This window comes from Eikenella sp. NML03-A-027, from assembly GCF_001648395.1.
GTDB lineage: Bacteria > Pseudomonadota > Gammaproteobacteria > Burkholderiales > Neisseriaceae > Eikenella > Eikenella exigua.
In genome coordinates, this window is sequence record NZ_LXSM01000016.1 from 282,243 (window position 1) to 301,527 (window position 19,285).

Genomic DNA, 19,285 nt, shown 5'->3' on the forward strand with positions numbered 1-19,285 from the left:
AAATCCTCATAAGGTGTCCAGCCTTGCTGTGGTTTCTACCTTGAGTCTGCCACTTTGGGAACAAAAATCCGCTTGGAAAAGTAATTGCCAATAGCCCCAATACTGGCGTAGGAAACTATGTAGGCGGCTAGGCATCAAACAGTACAGTTGAGGCTACCTAAAAGCACAGCTGAAGAGCCCGCCATATTCTCTTGATACAACACCACTTCTCGCCCGATCCAACAGCGGGCGTTTTTCTTGCCCGTTCCGCCAATCACTAGGAATAAAGTAATATGGAAATCAAATATCTAGATCAAGTTCGTGCCCGTAATCCGCTGGTGCACAACATCACCAACATCGTGGCGGCCAATTTCTCGGCCAATGGCCTGCTGGCGATTGGTGCGTCGCCGATTATGGCCGATAGCGTGGATGAAATGGCGGAACTGGCGGCAGTTAGCTCGGCAGTGGTGCTGAACATCGGCACGCTGAACAAGCAGAAGGTGGAAGCCATGCTGGTGGCGGGCAAATCGGCCAACCGCGCGGGCGTTCCGGTGGTGCTTGATCCGGTGGGCGCAGGCTTTACCCAGCTGCGGCGCGAAACCACGGCGCAGCTGTTGGCAGAAATCCGATTTGCTGCTGTGCGCGGCAATGCGGGCGAAATGGCGCATATTGCCGGGGTGGAATGGCAGGCCAAAGGCGTGGATGCAGGCAGCGGCTCGGCTGATTTGCACAGCATCGCCCAACGCATTGCGCAGCAATACGGTTGCGTTGCCGCCATCAGCGGCGAAACCGACTACGTTTCTAACGGCAGCCGCACTGCTAAGCTGAATAACGGCACACTACTATTCCCCAAAGTAACCGCTTCCGGCTGCCTGTTGAGCACGGTGGTGGGTGCATTTGCCGCCGTAGCCGCGCCGGAAGACTATTTGCACTCCGTGGCCGAAGCCTGCACCGTGTATGCCGTGGCGGGTGAATTGGCGGCGCAGGGCTTGCAGCCTGCGCAGAGTGGCTCGTTCGCATGGAAGCTGATCGACAGCCTGGCCGCTGTATCAGCACAGGAAGTAGCGGCACGCGCGAAAGTAGAATGGATTTAACGGCTTAATTAGGAGAGAACAGATGACGCAAATTGCACAAGCCCTCACCATCGCCGGTTCAGACAGCGGCGGCGGCGCCGGTATTCAGGCCGATTTGAAAACCTTTCAAATGCGCGGCGTATACGGCATGAGCGTGCTGGCGGCGGTCACTGCGCAAAACACGCTCGGTGTGCAGGCCATCCACGGCGTGCCGCTCGATATTATCCGCGCGCAAATCGATTCCATCGCCGCCGATCTTCAGGTAGCCGCTTTTAAAATCGGCATGCTCGGCACGGCCGAAGTGATTGAATGCGTGGCGGAAAAAATCTCAGGCAAACCGTTTGGCCGGCTGGTGCTCGATCCGGTGATGGTGGCCAAAGGCGGTGCGCCGCTGTTGCAGCAAAACGCCGTGGCCGCGCTCAAACGGCATTTGCTGCCGTTGGCCGACGTGCTTACGCCCAACCTGCCCGAAGCTGAAGCACTCACCGGCATCGACATCCAAACCGATGCCGATGCCGAACGCGCTGCCCGCATCTTGCAGGAAGCCGGTGTGCAAACCGTGGTGATTAAAGGCGGCCACAGCGGCGAATCACAAAGCGAAATCTGCCGCGACTGGGTGTTTATGCCCGATGGGCAGTTCACTTTGGAAAGCCCGCGCTTCCCCACCCCGCACACCCACGGCACCGGCTGTACCTTCTCCGCCTGCCTCACTGCCGAGCTGGCCAAAGGCGCAGCGGTGGAAGCGGCCATCCGCACCGCCAAACAGTGCATCACCGCCGCCATCTCGCAGCCCATCAACATCGGCCACGGCCACGGGCCGGTAAACCATTGGGCGATGCGCGTAGAGTGTGGGAAGTAAGCAGACAGCTTGGCTGTAGGCAAAAGGCTACCTGAAAAGTTTTGGTTTCGTTGAGACCATGTTTTCAGGTAGCCTTTCCCGTTGCAGGCGTAGGGCGTGTACGGAACACACGCTTGTTGTTTACTATCCCAAACCACGTGTACCGCACAAACCCTGCATAGCCTGCAAAGGCTACCTGAAAACCCGTATTTTCATTTTTTAGGTAGCCCATGCTGCCCCTCAGGCCGCCTGCTTGTTTCGTGTGTAGGGTGCGTGCCGCAGGCACACACCCTACACGTCGGCCAAGCATTCGCCTGTAGCTCGGCATTTCGCCTCCTATAGTGGATTAAATTTAAATCAGGACAAGGCGGCGAGCCGCAGACAGTACAAATAGTACGGCAAGGCGAGCCAACGCTGTACTGGTTTAAATTTAATTCACTATAATTGAAGAAATCATACCCGCCCGTTATCCTGCTTCAGGCTACCTGAAAACGGATTTCTGATTTTCAGGTAGCCTTTGCCTGTATGGCCGGAAGGCTACCTGAAACTTGATGTGCTGAAGCAAACGGCTTGGAACAAGATTCCAAGCCGTTTATTTATTGTGTCCATTCCGCCCGGAACATGCCCCTCAAGGCGTTGGAGAGGCGGATTTCTTCGGCGTGTTCCAGCATGTCGCGGGTGATGTGCGTTTCGATGACTGCATCCGCACCCAAGTAGGTTTGCGGCTGCTGCAACACGGCTTGGCGCATGACGCCGTTGAGGATGTCCAAATCCAGAGATGGGGTGAGCCATTGTCCTTGGTATTTGACGAATACGTTGCTTCTGCCGCCTTCGAGCAGGAGGCCGTCTGAATTGAAAAACAGGCTGTCGAACGCGCCTTGTGTTTCGGCGGTTTGCCACGCTTGGTCGTACAGGGCGCGGCGGGAAGTTTTGAAGCGGCGCAGGTAGTCGCGGCGCGGGAGGGGGTGCGGGGCGGGGATGACGCGCTGCGGGGCGTGCAGCTCGGCGGTGGCGGCATGACTGAGGATGAGGCCGTCTGAAACGAGTTCGGCTTTCAGGCGGAAGAGGCCGTCGGGCAAGTCGGCGATGTATTGCCGGATTCGGGTTTCGCAGTCGTCGGGCAGGAGCAGGTTGAGGGCTTGGGCGGAGGTTTTCAGACGGCCTAAATGCAGGTCGAGCAGGCGGCATTGCCTGTTTTCCACGCGCATGGTTTCGAAGATGCCGAAGGCGGGGCGCAATTCGTTGAGAAAACGGGCTTTCCAGCCGCATTCCCGATATTCGGCGGCGGGGTTGCTGTCGATGACGATGCCGGAACCGACGCCGTATATGCCTTGATATAGTGGATTAACTTTAAACCAGCACGGCGTTGCCTCGCCTTGCCTTACTATCTGTACTGTCTGCGGCTTCGTCGCCTTGTCTTGATTTAAATTTAATCCACTATCTAGGTCGTCTGAAATCGGTTCTGAAACGGGTTTGAGCAACAAGGTACGGATGACGACGTTGAATATGCCTTCAAACCCCAGCCCGCCCGCGCAGGGTTTCAGGTAGCCGATGCTGCCGGTGTACATGCCGCTCGGTTCGGTTTCGAGCGATTCGATAATCTGCATACTCATGCGTTTGGGCGCGCCGGTGATGCTGCCGCAGGGAAAGGCGGCGCGGTGTTCGTCTTGTCTGTCGCCTAAAATTGGTGTGGTGCCTTTCATCGGTTCGGTGCTGATGGTGCCATCCGCACCGATTTTGAGGAAGAGTTCGGGCGAGAAACACAGCGTCCACGCAGATTTCCCTTCCGTATCGGGCAGGTGGGACAAGACGGTATACAGAACGGGTTGGCGCAGGCGGCAAACCAATGTAGAGCAAGATTGCCGCCGCGTTCAGATTCAATCCCCATCAGCGGCAAACCGAATTCGTAGTCTGCAAACAACACAGCATGCAGCCCTTTTTGCCAGCCCTTTTGCAGCGCATCATCCAGTGAATCCAGTTCGTTATGATGGAAAAGGCGGATTTCCACATGATTTTGATAGAGTTTTTCGCGGCCGCTCACGGCATCATCAAACAGGGCGAAATAGGGTATGGCTGTGAATGGGCAAGATATGAAGGATAGGATCATACGCGCTTTAGGGGATGGAGTTTGGGTTTACCTGAAAAACGGATGATGGTTTTCAGGTAGCCTCATTACCATGAAACATGGATATAACTAAAGCGAATTGAATCTGCCATGGTGTAAACGCCATCTGGATTGCGGGAGAATAAAGGACAGTTGGTGGGAACAGCCGGCAAAGCGGCTGCGGCTTTAAAAGGGGTGGAATGCTACCTGAAAAAGCATTTCCACTCCGCTTAACTATGCAAAAGAGGGTGAAACAAACGGCCAATCAGCGCTCGGGTACGGGCAAAGCCAGCCGTAGCGGTCTTCAGCCAAGTCGTATTGGATGTCAGTAATCGCATTGTGGATGGCTGTGCCATGCTCTTGGCTTTGCAGCACGATTTCCTTTCCATTGATAACAAAGGAAGTAACCGGCGACACCACGGCTACCGTTCCGGTGAGGGTGGCTTCTGCTCTGTTTTCTGCCGCTGCTTGCAATTCGGCCACGGTGAAATTGCACTCACTCACTTTGTAGCCCAAATCGGCGGCTACATGCAATACGGAATCGCGGGTTATACCGTGCAGGAATTCTTCGGTGGGCGGCTGCTTGGTAATGATTTCGTTGCCATTAATCAGCGCAAAGTTGGACGCGTCGGTTTCCTGCACGTCGCCGTTCGGGCAGAACAAGCTTGGTTGGCGCCGTATTGCTCTCGGGCGCGCACCACGTTTTGCAGTGCGGAGGTATAGTTGCCACCGCATTTCACCCGGCCCATGTGCGGTGCACAGCGGATGTGTTCGGTTTCCACCAACAGCTTCATCGGTGAACCCACTTTGAAATAGTCGCCCACCGGCGAAGCCAAAATATACAGCATGGCCGAAGACGAGCCCACGCCGGCCTTGCCGATTGCCGGGTCGGTGCCGATAAGCGTGGGCGCAGATACATGGCGGCGGGCGCATCCGGCACAGGCAGTTCCAACAGTTTCATACTCTGCTGCATACAGGCGATATTCACTTCCAGATGGAAGATAACGATACAGCCATTTTACTGGCGGAAGGCCTTCAGCCCTTCAAAGCACTCACTGCCGTAATGCAGGCTGCTTGGCCGATGGCAGGGAGAGCGAATCGGAAGACTGCCGGCGCATCGGCTGCCATGCGCCATCGGAAAAAACCAACACCGGCATCTCGCGGTGGAAAACGCTGCCGAAAACGGCAGGAACTGCTTTTCCATAATATTTCTTTGTGATTTGTGCTAAGGCGCCAAAGATATTCTTGAAGCAAAGCGTTTGACAAGCCTTTTGTGCCAAAAATTGCATCCAAGAAGACTACCTGAACAACGGTTTCTGCGAAAAGCATACCTGCCATCAAGGCGTTTACGCTCCGCAGACGGGTTTTCAGGTAGCCTGTTTGCCGGATTGGGGCGCAGGTTTGGGATTAAATAGCAAATTGCGTTAAGCGGGGTGTGTTGCTCTGATGAATGTTGAGGTGAAGGTTTTGTAGGGGATAAGCACTCAATAGAAGCAGTTTCAGAAGCTTCGGTATTTATCGCATTGCCCTTATGCACCTTATGCAAAAGGCTACCTGAAAATCGGAATAAACCGTTTCAGGTAGCCTTTTGGTATTGGACTGGCACTTACAGGGAGGAGAAGGTGTCGCATTGCGCCGGGTCGCCGCTTTGCAGGCCGCGGCGGAACCATTGCAGGCGTTGGGCGGAGGTGCCGTGGGTGAAGCTGTCGGGCACGGCGTAGCCGCGGCTGCGTTGTTGCAGGCGGTCGTCGCCCACGGCTTCGGCGGCGTTGAAGGCTTCTTCCAAGTCGCCCTGCTCAAACAGCTGGCGTGCTTGCGCGCGGTTGGCCCACACGCCGGCTAGGCAGTCGGCCTGCAGCTCCACCATCACGGAGAGGCGATTGGCATCGCGCTCGCTCATGCGGGCGTGGGCACGGTTTACGCGCTCCATGGTGCCGTCGAGGTTTTGCACATGGTGGCCGACTTCGTGGGCAATCACATAGGCAAAGGCCGCATCGCCCGCTGCGCCGAGCTGGTTTTTCATGTCGTCGTAAAACGAGAGGTCGAGGTAAACCTTTTGGTCGGCCGGGCAGTAGAACGGGCCCATCGCGGATTGGCCGGTGCCGCAGGCGGTGGGGGTGCTGCCGCGGTAGAGCACCATTTTTGGCTGCACATATTGCCGGCCCTGGCTGCGGAAATATTCGCCCCAAGCGTCTTCGGTGGTGGCGAGAATTTGCGAGGAGAACTGCGCCAGCTGCTCTTCTTCGGGGCTGATGGTGCGCTGCTGCTGTTGTTGCATCTGCGGCATCTGCATGCCGCCGCCGGTGAGGCCGCTCAAATCCACGCCGTAATAGGCGCCGATGAGCACGATAATCAGGCCGGCAAGGCCCATTTTGCCGCCGCCTCCGCCACCTCTGCCGCCGCCAAGGCTGCGACGGTCTTCGATGTTGCTGCTGCTGCGTTGATTGTCGAGTTTCATATTGGAATTCCTTGGGTTGGTGTGGTTTAGGGCAATTATATAACAGGCTACCTGAAAAGCATGCGGAGATTAGAAACTTGCTTCGCTGGTTTTAGCTTCGTTGAAGCCGGTGCTTTCAGGTAGCCTTGGCGTGTGCGGCGTGGATTTATTCGATGGCGTATTCGATGGTTACGACTAGGCGCACTTGTTTGCCGACGGTGGTTTTGTCGTAGCTGCCGCCGTATTCGTCGTCGCCGCTGCTGCCACTGTCAGCATAGATATTGAACGAGCCTTGCGAAGCGGAGCGCATGGCGCCGACTTTGCCGCCGCCGGTGGAGGCGAATTCGGCAGCGCGGCGGCGGGCGTCTTCGGTGGCCTGCTTAATCAGGCTGTGTTTGATGGTTTCGAGGTTGCCGAGCAGGTATTGCGGGGCCTCGAAATTGATGGCGTCATTGCCGGCGCGCAGGGCGAGGATGTTTTGGTGGGCACTTTGGATGCGGTCGAGTTTGCTGCTGGCCACGGTGAGCTGCTGCTTGCCATTGTAGCCGTTGGGGGTGCGGATTTCGTTGCCGTGGGCATCGTGTTCCACCAAGAAGGCGGGGCTGATTTCGGGAGCAGCGGTTTGGATCTCGGCTGCATCAAAGCCTTGGCTGCGTAGGAATTGTTCGAGTTTGGGGCGTTGCTGGTTCAGACGGTCAAGCACTTCCTGATAGCTGGCGCCGTGTACACTCACGGCGGTGTTCCAGCGGGCGCGCTCGGACTGGAAGTTTTGTTCGGCCAGGCCTTTTACGGTGATCGTGCCGGGCTGGCGGAAATTTTTAAACTGGCCGCCCAACACGAAGGCTGCGGCCACGAGGCCGATGGCGAGTAGGGCACCGAGGGCTTTAACGCTGCCGGAGAGGGCTTTTTCTGTGGACATAATGCTTTCCTTTGCGCTTGGTGGAAGAGAGTCGGCGGAGGCTACCTGAAAAGGTATAGACGGATTTTCAGGTAGCCTTTGATGCTATTCCTGCCAGCCGCGTTTGAGTTTGTCCAGCTCCCGGCGGTCGCGTTTGGTGGGGCGGCCGTCGGGGTAGGTGGCGCTGATGCGGCTGGCCTGGTCGAGCGCTTTTTGCGCTTCGCGTTTGGCGGCGGTGGCGCTGTCTTCGGCGTAGAGGGCGCGTGCTTCGGGGGCGGGGCGGCGCTGGTGGTTGAGCGCGAGCACGGTGATTTTGTAGGGCAAGGAGTTGAGCGTGAGGTCGATGGTGTCGCCCGGCTCGATGTTTTTGCTGTTTTTCACTTTCGCACCGTTCACCAGCACACGCCCGAGCTCGATGTGTTTCTGTGCCATGCCGCGCGTTTTGAAGAAACGTGCTGCCCACAGCCATTTGTCGAGCCGCATGTGGTGTTCTTCGTGTGAATTTTTGCCTGCCATAGTTGCCTCCGTGTTCAAGCGGTTATTTTATACCAAAGGCCGGGAATACGGCTAACGGCTGGCGGTTAGATTTGTATGTAGTATGTATGCAAATGTATTCGTAATATTTTTATATTTATTATCATTGTGTTGATTTATTTTTATTGGGTGCTGATACGAAAAATATTGCGTATATAAACCGTTTTCGCTATTTTTGAATACATGGGCTGGGTGATTTATTCCGAGAGGCTTAAACGCAGCTGCATTGCCACCGAAGCGCAGTTTTTGCTGGCGCAATATGTGTTTGAAACCCTGCGCTACCGCCGCTACGAATGGAAGTGCGACGTGCTGAACCAGGCCTCGCGTCGTGCTGCTGAGCGATTGGGCTTCCGTTTCGAAGGCATTTTCCGGCGGTGGTGTATAAAGGCCGCAACCGCGACACGGCCTGGTTTGCCATGCTGGATTCAGAATGGCCGCAGATTAAGCGGCGGATGCAGCGCTGGTTGGACGAAGAGAATTTCGATGAACACGGTCGGCAGCGCCGTGCCATTACAAGAGATTAAATGAAATGGAAATATGGTTTCAGGTAGCCTCTTCCCACCGCCTGAAGGCTATCTGAAAGCACTGCTTCAACGGAGCTCAAACAAAGTGAGTTTCTGCGAAGCGGAAAATCCGATTAACCGACAACCCGTGAAAGATCCCGCCATGTGGAATTTAATCAACACCCCCGAAACCGAAATTTTCGGCATCGCCATTGCCCTGATACTGATGCTCGGCCTGCTCGAGCTGCTCTCGCTCTTGGCAGGCGGCTTCACCGACTGGCTCGATAATCTGTTGCCCGACAGCCTGGTGGAAGCGGATTTAGATGGCGATTTGCACGCCGGCATCGAAGGGGCGGGCGCATTGGTGCGCTTTTTGGATTGGCTGTATGTGGAGCGGGTGCTGCTGCTGGTGTTTCTCGCCATGTTCAGGCTGGTGGGCTATGTGCTGCAATCCTTGTGCGCGAGGCTGTTTGAAGGCTACCTGAACGCTTGGCTGGCAGTTGCGGCGGCACTGTTTCTTGCGCTGCCTTTGGTGCACTTCATGACGGGCGGGCTCTATAAAATCATGCCCAAAGACGGAACTACCGCCATTTCGCAGGAAAGCCTAGGCCAGCAGCATTATGTGATGGCCGAGCCCGACCCGATGGCGAAGGTGTGCTGAAGCAGGGCGATGCAGTGCTTTTGGTGTCGCTGGAGGGGAATACGTTTAAGGCGATTTTGAATCCGAGCGGGAGCTCGGTGGATTAAGGCTACCTGAAAATGGCAAGCTAAATAGGAGATATAGAATGACTCATACCATGCCAGATTTGCCACCTAGAGCCGAGCCTTCCAGCCGGCAGGATACGGAGCTGGTGTTCCGGCAGTTGGGGTTGCTGACGGCGGCATCGCTGGTGTGGCTGCTGATTGCTCTCTCTTGTTTGATGGGGGTGGCGAATACCACGCTGCGGATGCAACAGATCAGCAGTTTGCTGCTGAGTGGCTTTTTCTTGGGGCGGTGCTGGCAGCGATTGTGCAAAATCCGTTATAGCGCGTCAGAGGATTGCCTGTTGGTATATGCCGTGTCGCTGTGTGGCTGGCGGTTGGCGGGAAGTTATCCGTTGGACGGATTTACCGGGTTGTATCGCAGCGGCAAGGGCTCGATTGCCGAAGTGTGGCTGGCGGGCAAAAACGGCGGGCAGGATGTGCTGCTGGACAGGATATTTTTGGGCACGGGTGCTCTGCAGAAACGCTTTGTGGCTGGTTTGGCAGATTTGAGCCATGCCACTGGGCTGCCTTTGCTGGAGCCCAGTGAGGCTACCTGAAAATAGCAGCCAAATTTTATGGTACTCAAAGCGGATGCCTAAACAGCTTTCAGGTAGCCTGCAATGGAGTAAATTATGACGGATTGGGTGGGGAGATTGCTGGTTTTGCCGGTTTATATTTTGCTCAGCCTGTTTTTCAAATGGATTCTCTCGTGGGGCGGAGCGGAAAAAATCGAGGGTTGGAAAGCGGGCTGGCTGATCGGCTGGGTGGCGGACGATTGGGATACGGAGCAGATCCGGATGTGGGCACTGCTGACATGGATCGGCTGGACGGTGTTTTGCCTGCTGGCTTTGGTAGTGTAGGGTAGTCAGACGGCTTTCAGGTAGTCTGCAATATATAAAGAGGAAGCCATGCAACAGAATAAAAACAAAATCGTGATGTTGTATCCGGGCTAGTTTGGGGATGTGATGTTGGAAGGCATGCTGGTTAGTGTGGCGCTGGCATTGTTTGCGTTTATGGCGGCAGACCCTGTTCAGTACCTTGGGTGTGGGCTGGAGGCTGGCTCTGCTTGGCCTGCTGGCAGCCTTGATATTTGCCGGTGTGGGTGGGCTGATTGCCGTGTGGCCTCAGCGCAATTCCGCTTCTTTCTGCCCGGCACACACAATTTGGTGGGTAATCGTACCGCCACAGTATTGCGTAACCAGTATGTCCAATTCTTCCTGTGCGGCGCGTAGTTCGTCGTCTCCCACTTCGGCTAATGCTTCAATCACAAACACACAGTTGGTTGTATTTGGGCTAATGACGGTGCGTGCCACTTCACGCCAGTTCCAGCATCGGCAAATGGCGCCGGCGTTGTCTTTATAGAAAATCTCGCCCTCTGCTAGCGCCTGTGCCTCATCTTTGCCCAACACAATCACCGGCACTTCATCCGCTCCGGCGTAGGTTAGCTGCAAATTACCCTGCATGGCATCCAAATCTTCTCCGCCCACTGCACGGTGTATTTGAGCGAAATATAGTTATAAATATCTACCAACGGGCTGATGCTGCCCAAACCTTTTCCTTTAGAAACGCGTTTATATAGCGCTTCTACCGAGCTTGGATATTCTTTGGCTTTCACACCAAATTGTCGATATGCCTCGCGCCAGGCAGCAATTTTCGGCAATTGTGCTACAGGCTGTTCTCCACAATTTTCCGCTACATTATTTGCCACCTGCTGCAATTGTGGCAGGAAAGCAGACACATCTGCCTTATTGTTCACCCCACATGCCACACTAATACCAATACGCAATCCAGGAAATTGGGTAAACAATTGTTGGTCTGCTACAAATTTCATCTTAATATTCCTTACTAGCTCAATCTTGTCCGAAAGTAGGCAGATTATACGAATAGCAGATTGGCAAGCCAATACGGTAAAGGCGATATAATCCCCGCTTTCTGCCCGCCAAAGGCTACCTGAAAATGCCCGTTCCCCCGCCCGATACGCCGAACAGCCCCGGCATCGCCACGCTGTTCGGCCAGCCGGTTACCGACCTGCCCGCCGACCTCTTTATCCCGCCCGATGCGCTGCAGGTGGTGCTGCACAGCTTTGAAGGCCCGCTCGATCTGCTGCTGTATCTTATCCGCAAGCAAAACATCGACGTGCTGGATATTCCCATGCTCAAGATTACCGAGCAATATCTGGCTTATATCTCGCAAATGGACGAGCAAAACCTGGATTTGGCCGCGGAATATCTGCTGATGGCGGCCGTGCTGATTGAAATCAAATCGCGCCTGTTGCTACCCGTGCCGCCCGCTGCCGCAGACGAAGACATTGCCGACCCGCGCGCCGAATTGGTACGCCGCCTCTTGGCCTACGAGCAGATGAAGCTCGCCGCTGTGGGGTTGGATGCGCTGCCCCGCGCCGGCCGCGATTTCGCCTGGGCATATCTGCCGCTGGAAATTGCCACCGCCGCCAAGCTGCCAGAAGTACAGCTGGCCGACCTCACCCAAGCCTGGCTAGCTATCCTCTCCCGCGCCGGCCAACGCCGCAGCCACACGGTGGTGCAGGAAAACGAAGCCCTTTCAGTGCGTGCCACCATGAGCCGCATCCTGCGGCGTCTGCAAGACGGCGGCTGCCGCTTCAGCCGATTGTTTGAGCCGGAAAGCGGCGTGGCGCAAGTGGTGGTGTGCTTTATCGCCCTGTTGGAGCTGGTGAAAGAAGGGCTGGTGCGCCTCACTCAGGAAGACGGCGCATTTGGCAATATTTTAGTGAGCCTGCCCGGAGAGGCAGATGAAACTGCCGTGCCGCAAAGAGAAGGCGAAGATGAAAATAAATAGAAAGGCTACCTGAAAAACCGTTTGCCATTTTTCAGGTAGCCTTGACAAAGCCTCCTGCCAGTCAAACAATAACGCCCCTCCGCCTCCCAAAGGCTACCTGAAAACATATTGTCTTACAGTAGAAACCACTATGCCCGCAAATTCCGCTCTCTATCGCATCCTCATCCAACACTACCTCGATCTCCCCCACTCCCGCGCCATCGGCCTGTGCTATGAAGGTATCCGTGCCCGCCGCCCCGTGCTCAGTTTCGATTGGCGGCCTCATCTTGTTGGCCGCCACGACACCCAGATCATCCACGGCGGCACCATCACCACCCTGGTCGATATGGTTTCCGCCTGCGCGGTAACCGCCCAGCTGCCCAGTGCCGAAATCCTCGCCACCCTCGATATGCGCATCGACTATATGCACCCCGCCACCCCCGGCCGCCGCATCTACGGACGCGCCGAATGCTACCGCCTGGCCGGCCAAGTGGCCTTCGTGCGCAGCTGCTGCTACCAAGAAGACCCTGCCGACCCCTTCGCCTTGGGCATGGCCACTTTCATGCGTACCCCGCTCACCCCAGAAGAACAAGCTAAACTACAGGAGATGTTGCAAGCATGAACAACACCCTATTCACCCTTTCCAGAGAACTCACGGCAGAAGCCGCCGAACTCATCCCCTACACCGGATTCATTGGCCTGCAATGCGGCGAATCCAACGGAAATCCCCTGTTTGCCTTACCATACAAACGCGAAAATATCGGCAACGTTTTCCTGCCTGCCCTGCACGGTGGCATGCTCGGCGGCTTCATCGAAAGCTGCGCCGTGCTCTTCCTCTACCGCCAGGCCGGCCTCGCCGAGTTGCCTAAAATGATCGATTTCTCGCTCGACTACCTGCGCAGCGGCAAGCCGGAAACCACCTACGCTCGCTGCTCCCTCACCCGCCAAGGCAGCCGCATCGCCAACGTGGCCGTGGAAGCCTGGCAATCCGATCCCGCCAAACCCATCGTCGTGGCCCGCTGCCACTTCCAAATGCCCGCCGCCCAATAGCTTTCCACCTTCGACATGTAAAAAATTTCAGGTAGCCTGTTAACAGAAAACAGGCTACCTGAAATTTTTATAATGAATGAAAAAAGAATGCTGCGGTGTTGGTTCTCCTCGCTGTCCTATCTGCAGCTCGCCTTTTTATCCAATTCTTATTTCCATCCGCTCTATTGGGATGACACATCAAACCCTAATCCACATACTCTCCCTCATCCTTATTCAAAAACGCATACGGTACGCCAATCAGCAGCCCACCGCCAATCCAATTTGCCACAAAAGCCACGCTGCAATGGCGCAGGATATTCAGCGCTTCGAAATGCGACACGCTATCGGCAATCTGATTGAAGCCCACCAGCGCAAACGAAGCAAAGTTTGCCGCCACGTGTTCGTTGGCCAAAAACACAAACATATACACCGCCGCAAACACTGCCGCAATCTTCGCCGCCTGTTCCTTCAGCAGCAGATAGGATAACACCGCCACGTTTACAAACAGATTAGCGAAAATCCCCTCCGACAGCACTAGGCCGTTCGGTCGTTCCAGTTTGTGCCCCACCATATTGGCCAAATAGCCATCCGCCGAAATATGGGCAAACGCGCTGGTTTGGTTGAACAGCCAAGCGGTGAAAATCGAGCCGATTAAATTAAATGCCGTGCAGTAGAGCAAAATAATCAGCGCCTTTTCCCATTTGATTTTTTTGAGGAAGGTGCCGGCCGTGAGGTACATCATATTGGAAGTGGTAAGTTCCGCATTAAGAAACAAGATATACACCAGCCCCCAAGAGAAGAAAAACGGAAAGGCAAAACGCCCCAGTGAAGGATGCACTTGTGGGGAGGTGTTTATTTTTGCACTGGGATGACCGGAGGCAAAAAACGGCGGAAAACTTTATCAGGTGCGGATTTGAGCGAAGCTGGTGCGAGAAAAAACTTGCACCAGCTTTTGCTTGGGTTTGATAAAAAATGCGTTATCTTTTGCACCGGAATAAGCGGGGATTAAACGCTTTTAAAGCAGAATTTAAGCAATTATGGTTTTATCAGGAGGTGGGTATTTAAAGAGCACGGCCAAGCCAAACCACTTTACCAATAATAGATACATTACTGCTGGCGGCATCCCCATTTTCCAGCGGTACCGTGAACGGCTGATATTCCTGATTGGCACTGGTGATCAGCAAAGAATCAGGCAGGCGTTGAACGCGTTTGACAAAAATCTCATTACCGATGCGCAAGGCATACAGACCATCAGAGGCCTCGGTTTGGCTGTGATCGACCAAAATGGCATCTTTATCATTTAGCACGCCGACCATGCTGTCGCCTTTAACCATGACCACTGTCAGCGTGGAAAAATCAGATGTAATGTAGCTCTCTAGCCAATCGCGGCGGAAGGCGAGGCAGGATTTTGGCCGGTCGTTATCCACCCAAGCGCCTTGCCCAGCAGATACAGATACTTCATAGAACGGGATAAAGACAAATTCATCAATATCTACAACATTCCCATTTACATCTAATGGCTGAGTGCTGCCTATCCGGCTTATACGCCTAGCTTCTTGCAGACTTTTTACTATCTGATCAGTCTTCTTCAACTGCTCTTGCAGTATTCGCTGCCCTTCCTGCTCTAATTCGTCAGAAATACTTTGCTCTCCTTCTAAATAGGGAGCACCTTGCCCTGTGGCCAGCCATAACAGGTTCACTTGAGAGGCGTCAGCGATTTTGATCAGGTTGGTGGTGCTGGGCTCTGCACCCTCTTTAACCCATTTTGTGGCCGTTGGGTAGGCCACATCCACTCTTCTTGCTAGTTCGGAGACACTACCAAGCCTCTTTACGACTATCTCCATGCGCTTCGCAAACTCAACGTTAAAGTTTTCCATACGAAGACTAACCTCAGCCTATAAATAACTATAACGTTAATCTTAAAATAAATTATCCTTGAAATCATGTATTTATAACTAAACCTAATAAAATCTCCTAGATTTTAAGTTTAACGCTATAAATTTTACTTGCTAATTTTAAGTTTAACGCTATAATGCCTACATCTAGTCAATTCCCAAACTGACAAAAAATAGGTATTTCAAGATGAAAAAAAATACAGCTCAAAAGGTAACAGCAGAGCCTTTGGATTGGCACCGCGCCGACATCATTGCTGCGTTGAAAAAACGGGGTTGGACTATCCGGGCACTGGCCGAACAAGCCAATGTGCATCCGACCACAATTTACGGCGCGCTCATCAAACCCTATCCGAAAAGTGAGCGGGTTATCGCTGATGCGCTGGGTTTGAAGCCCGAACAAATTTGGCCACAACGTTATGCAGCACGCAATTTCCATCCAGTGCTGCGCCGTGCAGTTAATGTCTAAATACGTATTTAGATAATACGTATTGTACGGATAGAAATCCAAAAAATCACGAATTTAAATTCTCGATTGATAAATTTTTACCATGAGAACCATCAGACGACAGGCGAAAGCCACTTCTCTAGACCATGCGATTGAGCTGGCCAAACGGTATGCCAAGGAACAGCACCGTCCATCTAAAGTGATGGCCGACCTGATGGGGGTGGAGCTTAAAACCTATTACCGCTGGTTGTTGGATAACACTTTGCCGCTCAATCGGATAGCCCAGTTTGAGGCACTAACGGGCAGCCGATTTATTAGCGAATACCTAAGCGTGCTGCACGGCGACCGGGTAGTCATTGAAATTCCGCGCGGCCGCAAGGGCAAAGCGGCGGATATGGCACAAGTACAAAGCCAAACAGCCGAGGCTTTGGCGCTGTTGGCTAAATGGCACGAAGACGGCAGCGGCGTAGACGAGACTATAGCGGCATTAACTAATGTGTTGGCTTTGCTGGCTTATCAGCGCGAGAACGTGAAAAAGGCCGGTAATCCGGAATTGGATTTTGGGGATGAAAGCCATGAGTGAATATTTAAGTGCGGCTGAATTAGCACAGCTCAACATCCCTTCTCTGCCTAAAACCCCTAAAGGTATCTCCGATAAAGCTAAGCGCGAATATTGGCCAAGCCGTAGGCGTGCGCAACGCGGTGGCGGTATGGAATACCAAGTAGCCGGGCTACCTGAACCCATCCAAATCGCGGTGCGGGAGCGGCAGGCGGCTCAATTGTTGGCGCAGTCGCAGCCGGCGGCACTGCCGAGCGTTGCCAAGGCCAAACGGCCTGTGGCGGTGCGGCGGATGGAGCAGTTGGGTTTGCCGATTGACGACTATGCGATGGGTTTGAACGACAAGCAGCGCGACTGTGCCCATGCGCGGATGGCACTGGCGGCGGAGGTGTTGCGGCTGCATGAGGTAACCGGCTTTGGCATTACGGATGCGGTGCAGTTTGTGGTGCGGCAGGTGGAAAGCGGGCAGTTATCGGAAACGCTGGCGTATTTGGTGCCGGTGGCCAATGCCCGCGCCAACAACCAACGCGGCATCAGTGTACGCACGCTGAAAGGCTGGGTGGCGGCCTACCGTGCCGCCACCTCGCCCAACGAGCGGCTGGCTGCCTTGGCACCGCGCCCGACCAAAAAAGAGACGCCGGTGGTGCAGATTGCCTGGCTGGCCGACTTTATGGCGCACCACTGCCGCCCGAGCGCCCCGAAGTTGGCGCACAGCTATCAGGAATTTGCCAAAGGCTGGCTGGCTACCCAACCGGCCTACGAACTGCCGAGCTTGGATACGGTGCGGCGGGTGTGGAAAAAGCTGCCGCAGATTATGCAGCAGCGCGGGCGGATGACCGGGGCGGCCTATAAATCGCTGCTGCCCTATATCCGGCGCGACTGGCAGGCTTTACGGCCAAATGATGTGTGGATCGGCGATGGCCACAGCTTTAAAGCCAAAGTGCAGCACCCTATCCACGGCCAGCCGTTTAAACCCGAAGTAACCGTGATTATCGACGGCTGCACGCGCATGGTGGTGGGGTTTAGCTTTTCGCTCGCCGAAAGCTGTGTGGCGGTAGCAGATGCGCTGCGTATCGGCATCAAACACAACGGCGTGCCGCTGATGTACTACTCCGACAACGGCGGCGGCCAAACCGGCAAAACCATCGACCATGAAATCACCGGCCTGACTGCACGGCTCGGCATCCACCACGAAACCGGCCTACCGGGTAACCCACAGGGGCGCGGCATCATCGAGAGATGGTGGCAGGACAACCTGATCCGGCTGGCCGCGCAATACGAAACCTTTACCGGCTCCAGCATGGATCGGAGTACGCAAAACCTGCTCTACCGCAAGATGGACAGCGCGTTTAACGCATGGCGACAGGGCAAGGAATTGACACCCGAACAGCAGCGCTACAAGGCCAAGCTGCCGAGCTGGCAGCAGTTTATGGCGGATGTGATGCAGTGTATTGCCGATTACAACAACCGGCCGCACAGCGAGCTGCCGAAAAACGCCGACGGCGTGCACTACACCCCGCTGCAATACCGCGACCTGCGGATGCAGCAGGAAAACCTCGCCCCCGACCTGCTGGCTGAAGCGGAGCTGGACGTGCTGTTTAGGCCGCAGGAAGTGCGCAAGGCGGCACGCGGGCAGATTGAGCTGTTCGGCAATGTGTATTTTTCGACCGAATTGGCCGAGCTGCACGGCGAAGACGTGCGGGTGGCCTACGACTACGACGATGCCGAGTGGGTGTATGTGTACAAGATGGACGGCAGCTTTGTGTGCAAAGCCAAGGTGGACGGCAATAAACGCGCGGCCATGCCGATTACGGTGCGCGACCAACTGGCGGAAAAACGTGCCAAAGGCCGCATCAAACGCGCGGAAAACACCATCCGGCTGGCGAAAGAAGAAACCCGCCCGGCCATCGAGCACCAGCCCGATTTTGGCCTGCTGGTTGGCAATGGGAACTACGAACCCGTGCCGGCGAAAAAACCTCAGATATTTATGTTTGAGAGCGACCGCGACGAATGGGAGCGGACGCAGGCGAAGTAAAACAGGCAGCCTGCGGCAACAGGCTACCTGAAACCCTGAAAACCCCTTTTTAAAAGGATTTTAAAGATGAGCATCAGACAGGATTTACAAGACTATATCAGCGATAACGGCCTCTCGCAATCGGCGGTGGCGCGTGCGGTGGGCGTCACCTCGCCTGTGGTGAACCAATACTTGCACGGGAAGTATCCGGGCAATGTGCAGGAAATCGAACGCAAGATTGCCGCCTATCTGCAAAAGCAGCGCGAGCGCGAAGCCGAAAGAAAGCTGGAGGTGGACTATGTACTGACGACTACGGCCAAGCGGGTGCGCGACGTGCTGCGGCTGGCGCACGTGGAAGGCGAAGCGGTGGTGCTGTTCGGGCAGGCCGGCTTGGGCAAAACCAGCTCGCTGCGCGAATACTGCAAACAGGCACCCGACGCGCTGATGATTGAAACCGATCCGACCTATACCGCCAAAGTGCTGCTGCAAAAGCTGGCCGCCATGCTGGGCGCAGAGGGCAAAGGCAGCTTGAACGAGCTGATGGATGCGGTGGTGGGCAGGCTGAAAGACAGCGGCCGCATTATCTTAGTGGACGAGGCGGAAAACCTGCCGCTGCGGGCGTTGGAATGCCTGCGCCGCGTGCACGACAAAACCGGCTGCGGTTTGGTGTTGGCCGGGATGCCGCGCCTGTTGGTGAACCTGCGCGGCAAAAACGGCGAATTGAAACAGCTCTACAGCCGCATGGCCTTTAAATTGGATTTAGGCGAGAGCGTGCCGGATGAAGATTTGGCGCAGATTGTGGCCCAAGCGATGCCGGATATGGATGAGGAGGCCGCCGCCGAGCTGGTGCGCACCGCCGCAGGCAACGCACGGCGGCTGGACAAGATGTTGCGTGGGGTAGTGCGGCTCGCCCGGATTAACCGACAGGAACCCTCCGTGGAAATGGTACGGCAGTTTGCCGAGATGTTGATTCACTAAGCAAAGAGGAGATGAAAAATGTGTGAATTTTGGACATGGTTTAACCAAGCTAATTTCGGCAGCGTAGTAGGCGCGGCGCTTACTTTGGCGGTTGCGATTGCGGTTATCGGGTTGGGCGTGGGCTACGCCATCCAGTTTGTGCTCAAAGGTATCCAAGACGGGAGGAAATAATGTGGCAAGACAGCTTAAAACCGGCGCTGCGGCGCTGGATGGTGGGCACGCTGATTGCGCTGGCCTATGCCGCCATGACCGGCAGCTGCACCCCGCAACCGGCCGCAAACAGGGTGCTGGTACAGGCCGAGCCGGCAACCGAACGCATGGCTGCCTTGCAACGGCAGGTCGACCGCGAAGCAATGCAATGGGAAGCGGCCTACAGCCGCATGAGCGACCAAGAGCGGATGCGCGGCATCGTGTATGACCCCATCCCAAGGCTACCTGAAAACGAAAGGACAAAACCATGAT

General features: G+C 55.2%; 22 protein-coding genes and 3 pseudogenes. 16 read left to right on the plus strand and 9 right to left on the minus strand.

Features of this window, described 5'->3' with window-relative positions; all coding sequences use genetic code 11:
• Positions 1-272: 272 nt before the first annotated feature.
• Positions 273-1,073, plus strand: coding sequence for a hydroxyethylthiazole kinase (thiM, locus tag A7P96_RS06825; RefSeq protein ID WP_067525791.1), 801 nt, complete (start codon positions 273-275; stop codon positions 1,071-1,073).
• A 22-nt stretch (positions 1,074-1,095) separates the two neighbouring features.
• Positions 1,096-1,911: a bifunctional hydroxymethylpyrimidine kinase/phosphomethylpyrimidine kinase gene (gene thiD / locus A7P96_RS06830; RefSeq protein ID WP_067525793.1), complete on the plus strand. Its 816-nt coding sequence runs from the start codon at positions 1,096-1,098 to the stop codon at positions 1,909-1,911.
• Between the two features lie 575 nt (positions 1,912-2,486).
• Here thiD and A7P96_RS06835 read toward each other — a convergent pair.
• From A7P96_RS06835 to A7P96_RS06855, 5 genes and pseudogenes are all read right to left on the minus strand, one after another.
• Positions 2,487-3,961: pseudogene (locus tag A7P96_RS06835) on the minus strand (bifunctional chorismate-binding protein/class IV aminotransferase).
• Between the two features lie 267 nt (positions 3,962-4,228).
• Positions 4,229-5,151 (minus strand): annotated as a pseudogene (locus A7P96_RS06840) (aminotransferase class IV).
• 449 nt (positions 5,152-5,600) lie between these two features.
• Positions 5,601-6,452: a neutral zinc metallopeptidase gene (locus tag A7P96_RS06845; protein ID WP_067525795.1), complete on the minus strand. Its 852-nt coding sequence runs from the start codon at positions 6,450-6,452 to the stop codon at positions 5,601-5,603.
• A 145-nt stretch (positions 6,453-6,597) separates the two neighbouring features.
• Positions 6,598-7,350, minus strand: coding sequence for an SIMPL domain-containing protein (locus tag A7P96_RS06850; protein ID WP_067525796.1), 753 nt, complete (start codon positions 7,348-7,350; stop codon positions 6,598-6,600).
• An 84-nt stretch (positions 7,351-7,434) separates the two neighbouring features.
• Complete coding sequence (locus A7P96_RS06855; protein WP_197476459.1) at positions 7,435-7,845, minus strand: RNA-binding S4 domain-containing protein; 411 nt, start codon at positions 7,843-7,845, stop codon at positions 7,435-7,437.
• Positions 7,846-8,046: 201 nt separating this feature from the next.
• On the opposite strand from A7P96_RS06855, the pseudogene A7P96_RS11530 reads away from it, so the two are divergent.
• The 5 genes and pseudogenes from A7P96_RS11530 to A7P96_RS06875 all read left to right on the plus strand — a co-directional run.
• Positions 8,047-8,205: pseudogene (locus A7P96_RS11530) on the plus strand (GNAT family N-acetyltransferase); the annotation flags it as partial.
• A 35-nt stretch (positions 8,206-8,240) separates the two neighbouring features.
• Positions 8,241-8,387 carry a hypothetical protein gene (locus A7P96_RS11270; RefSeq protein ID WP_231863668.1) on the plus strand — a complete coding sequence of 49 codons (147 nt, stop codon included), beginning with the start codon at positions 8,241-8,243 and terminating at the stop codon, positions 8,385-8,387.
• 85 nt (positions 8,388-8,472) lie between these two features.
• A complete protein-coding gene (locus tag A7P96_RS06860; protein ID WP_231863652.1) occupies positions 8,473-9,027 on the plus strand; it encodes an OB-fold-containig protein in 555 nt (184 codons plus the stop codon).
• 124 nt (positions 9,028-9,151) lie between these two features.
• On the plus strand, positions 9,152-9,667 hold the full coding sequence (locus A7P96_RS10795) for a hypothetical protein (RefSeq protein WP_156496302.1): 516 nt from the start codon (positions 9,152-9,154) through the stop codon (positions 9,665-9,667).
• Between the two features lie 75 nt (positions 9,668-9,742).
• Positions 9,743-9,970 carry a hypothetical protein gene (locus tag A7P96_RS06875; protein WP_067439358.1) on the plus strand — a complete coding sequence of 76 codons (228 nt, stop codon included), beginning with the start codon at positions 9,743-9,745 and terminating at the stop codon, positions 9,968-9,970.
• A gap of 264 nt (positions 9,971-10,234) precedes the next feature.
• Here the strand turns inward: A7P96_RS06875 and A7P96_RS10355 are convergent, their stop codons facing one another.
• Both A7P96_RS10355 and A7P96_RS10360 read right to left on the minus strand, forming a co-directional pair.
• The gene (locus tag A7P96_RS10355; RefSeq protein ID WP_231863653.1) at positions 10,235-10,561 is read right to left on the minus strand and encodes a hypothetical protein; all 327 of its coding nucleotides are present in this window, start codon (positions 10,559-10,561) and stop codon (positions 10,235-10,237) included.
• Entirely contained in the window at positions 10,552-10,941 is a 390-nt protein-coding gene (locus A7P96_RS10360) for a B3/4 domain-containing protein (protein ID WP_082887934.1), read from the minus strand. The genes A7P96_RS10355 and A7P96_RS10360 overlap by 10 nt, the downstream gene beginning before the upstream one ends.
• Positions 10,942-11,066: 125 nt before the next feature.
• Between A7P96_RS10360 and A7P96_RS06885 the strand changes: the two genes are divergently transcribed.
• The 3 genes from A7P96_RS06885 (at position 11,067) to A7P96_RS06895 (ending at position 12,953) form a co-directional block, all read left to right on the plus strand.
• Complete coding sequence (locus A7P96_RS06885; protein WP_067525802.1) at positions 11,067-11,924, plus strand: ScpA family protein; 858 nt, start codon at positions 11,067-11,069, stop codon at positions 11,922-11,924.
• A 130-nt stretch (positions 11,925-12,054) separates the two neighbouring features.
• Positions 12,055-12,525, plus strand: coding sequence for a PaaI family thioesterase (locus tag A7P96_RS06890; protein WP_067525804.1), 471 nt, complete (start codon positions 12,055-12,057; stop codon positions 12,523-12,525).
• On the plus strand, positions 12,522-12,953 hold the full coding sequence (locus tag A7P96_RS06895) for a PaaI family thioesterase (protein WP_067525806.1): 432 nt from the start codon (positions 12,522-12,524) through the stop codon (positions 12,951-12,953). Before A7P96_RS06890 ends, A7P96_RS06895 begins: the two co-directional genes overlap by 4 nt.
• A gap of 184 nt (positions 12,954-13,137) precedes the next feature.
• On the opposite strand, the gene A7P96_RS06900 is transcribed toward A7P96_RS06895, so the two are convergent.
• Together A7P96_RS06900 and A7P96_RS06905 are read right to left on the minus strand one after the other, a co-directional pair.
• Complete coding sequence (locus tag A7P96_RS06900) at positions 13,138-13,770, minus strand: formate/nitrite transporter family protein (protein WP_231863654.1); 633 nt, start codon at positions 13,768-13,770, stop codon at positions 13,138-13,140.
• A gap of 223 nt (positions 13,771-13,993) precedes the next feature.
• Positions 13,994-14,809 carry a helix-turn-helix transcriptional regulator gene (locus A7P96_RS06905; RefSeq protein WP_067525808.1) on the minus strand — a complete coding sequence of 272 codons (816 nt, stop codon included), beginning with the start codon at positions 14,807-14,809 and terminating at the stop codon, positions 13,994-13,996.
• A 205-nt stretch (positions 14,810-15,014) separates the two neighbouring features.
• On the opposite strand from A7P96_RS06905, the gene A7P96_RS06910 reads away from it, so the two are divergent.
• From A7P96_RS06910 to A7P96_RS06930, 6 genes are all read left to right on the plus strand, one after another.
• Positions 15,015-15,293: a helix-turn-helix domain-containing protein gene (locus A7P96_RS06910; RefSeq protein WP_067525809.1), complete on the plus strand. Its 279-nt coding sequence runs from the start codon at positions 15,015-15,017 to the stop codon at positions 15,291-15,293.
• Between the two features lie 82 nt (positions 15,294-15,375).
• On the plus strand, positions 15,376-15,855 hold the full coding sequence (locus A7P96_RS06915) for a hypothetical protein (protein ID WP_067525811.1): 480 nt from the start codon (positions 15,376-15,378) through the stop codon (positions 15,853-15,855).
• The gene (locus tag A7P96_RS06920) at positions 15,848-17,866 is read left to right on the plus strand and encodes a Mu transposase C-terminal domain-containing protein (protein WP_067526346.1); all 2,019 of its coding nucleotides are present in this window, start codon (positions 15,848-15,850) and stop codon (positions 17,864-17,866) included. The genes A7P96_RS06915 and A7P96_RS06920 overlap by 8 nt, the downstream gene beginning before the upstream one ends.
• Positions 17,867-17,932: 66 nt before the next feature.
• Positions 17,933-18,823, plus strand: a complete 891-nt coding sequence (locus A7P96_RS06925; protein ID WP_067525813.1) for an AAA family ATPase — start codon at positions 17,933-17,935, stop codon at positions 18,821-18,823.
• Between the two features lie 18 nt (positions 18,824-18,841).
• The gene (locus tag A7P96_RS10800; RefSeq protein ID WP_156496305.1) at positions 18,842-18,994 is read left to right on the plus strand and encodes a hypothetical protein; all 153 of its coding nucleotides are present in this window, start codon (positions 18,842-18,844) and stop codon (positions 18,992-18,994) included.
• Positions 18,994-19,284 (plus strand): hypothetical protein, encoded by a 291-nt coding sequence (locus A7P96_RS06930; RefSeq protein WP_067525814.1) that lies wholly within the window; start codon positions 18,994-18,996, stop codon positions 19,282-19,284. Before A7P96_RS10800 ends, A7P96_RS06930 begins: the two co-directional genes overlap by 1 nt.
• Position 19,285: the final 1 nt, after the last annotated feature.

Coding starts and splice junctions, on each gene's coding strand:
- thiM (WP_067525791.1), top strand. CDS start 273: ATGGAAATCAAATATCTAGATCAAGTTCGTGCCCGTAATCCGCTGGTG.
- thiD (WP_067525793.1), top strand. CDS start 1,096: ATGACGCAAATTGCACAAGCCCTCACCATCGCCGGTTCAGACAGCGGC.
- A7P96_RS06845 (WP_067525795.1), bottom strand. CDS start 6,452: ATGAAACTCGACAATCAACGCAGCAGCAGCAACATCGAAGACCGTCGC.
- A7P96_RS06850 (WP_067525796.1), bottom strand. CDS start 7,350: ATGTCCACAGAAAAAGCCCTCTCCGGCAGCGTTAAAGCCCTCGGTGCC.
- A7P96_RS06855 (WP_197476459.1), bottom strand. CDS start 7,845: ATGGCAGGCAAAAATTCACACGAAGAACACCACATGCGGCTCGACAAA.
- A7P96_RS10795 (WP_156496302.1), top strand. CDS start 9,152: ATGACTCATACCATGCCAGATTTGCCACCTAGAGCCGAGCCTTCCAGC.
- A7P96_RS06875 (WP_067439358.1), top strand. CDS start 9,743: ATGACGGATTGGGTGGGGAGATTGCTGGTTTTGCCGGTTTATATTTTG.
- A7P96_RS10360 (WP_082887934.1), bottom strand. CDS start 10,941: ATGAAATTTGTAGCAGACCAACAATTGTTTACCCAATTTCCTGGATTG.
- A7P96_RS06885 (WP_067525802.1), top strand. CDS start 11,067: ATGCCCGTTCCCCCGCCCGATACGCCGAACAGCCCCGGCATCGCCACG.
- A7P96_RS06890 (WP_067525804.1), top strand. CDS start 12,055: ATGCCCGCAAATTCCGCTCTCTATCGCATCCTCATCCAACACTACCTC.
- A7P96_RS06895 (WP_067525806.1), top strand. CDS start 12,522: ATGAACAACACCCTATTCACCCTTTCCAGAGAACTCACGGCAGAAGCC.
- A7P96_RS06905 (WP_067525808.1), bottom strand. CDS start 14,809: ATGGAAAACTTTAACGTTGAGTTTGCGAAGCGCATGGAGATAGTCGTA.
- A7P96_RS06910 (WP_067525809.1), top strand. CDS start 15,015: ATGAAAAAAAATACAGCTCAAAAGGTAACAGCAGAGCCTTTGGATTGG.
- A7P96_RS06915 (WP_067525811.1), top strand. CDS start 15,376: ATGAGAACCATCAGACGACAGGCGAAAGCCACTTCTCTAGACCATGCG.
- A7P96_RS06920 (WP_067526346.1), top strand. CDS start 15,848: ATGAGTGAATATTTAAGTGCGGCTGAATTAGCACAGCTCAACATCCCT.
- A7P96_RS06925 (WP_067525813.1), top strand. CDS start 17,933: ATGAGCATCAGACAGGATTTACAAGACTATATCAGCGATAACGGCCTC.
- A7P96_RS10800 (WP_156496305.1), top strand. CDS start 18,842: ATGTGTGAATTTTGGACATGGTTTAACCAAGCTAATTTCGGCAGCGTA.
- A7P96_RS06930 (WP_067525814.1), top strand. CDS start 18,994: ATGTGGCAAGACAGCTTAAAACCGGCGCTGCGGCGCTGGATGGTGGGC.